Annotated in this window: 2 protein-coding genes; both read right to left on the reverse strand. The window is 53.2% G+C overall.

Translation table 11 applies throughout. The features are described from left to right. The coding region (locus DEQ92_RS21580; protein ID WP_115821762.1) for a PIN domain nuclease at positions 1 to 263 on the reverse strand (263 nt) is incomplete at its 3' end. Further along, positions 260 to 535, reverse strand: coding sequence for an AbrB/MazE/SpoVT family DNA-binding domain-containing protein (locus tag DEQ92_RS21585; protein ID WP_115821763.1), 276 nt, complete (start codon positions 533 to 535; stop codon positions 260 to 262). The genes DEQ92_RS21585 and DEQ92_RS21580, both read right to left, overlap by 4 nt. Between the last annotated feature and the right edge of the window lie 33 nt (positions 536 to 568).

Consider the following 568-nt stretch of genomic DNA (forward strand, 5'->3'; position numbering starts at 1 on the left):
GTCATCCCGTCTTCGTAGTACCCGACGGCTTTCAACACGATCTGTCGCTCTTCGTCGCTACTGACGGGAACAACTTCGAGAAGGTTCGCGAACAACCGGACGTAATCGTACTCCTCGCGATCGAACACGAGTAGGATCTCCAAGTACGAGAATGGAGACGTAACGACGTCCTGCTCTGCGAGGACTGCCTCGGCACGTTCCTGCAGCCAGTCGTCGTCTTTAGCGACTGCGAGAAGGAAATCAGTCTCGACGAAGACAGTCATTCGGCCGCGTCCTCAGAGTCTCGATTTTCGGGGCCGAGATCGGCACCAACCTCCTGCTTTGCTTTTTCAAGCGCGTCTTCACGAAGTTCTGCGACGGATTTGTCTTCAAGCGAGTCTCCGATCTCGTCCCGAACGGCTTCGAGTGGATCCTCCTCAATCGGAATCAGCTCCAGGCGATCTTGATATTCGACGACGTGGAAACGTTCGCCATACTTTTTCCGCAGCTCTGACGAGAGGTAGAGGCGGCCGTGTGAATCCGTTTCAATTGACATACAACGTATTCTTGTGGTAGGAATATAGAATTA

It is taken from the genome of Haloferax sp. Atlit-6N, assembly GCF_003383195.1.
In the GTDB taxonomy this organism is placed as follows: Archaea; Halobacteriota; Halobacteria; order Halobacteriales; family Haloferacaceae; genus Haloferax; species Haloferax gibbonsii.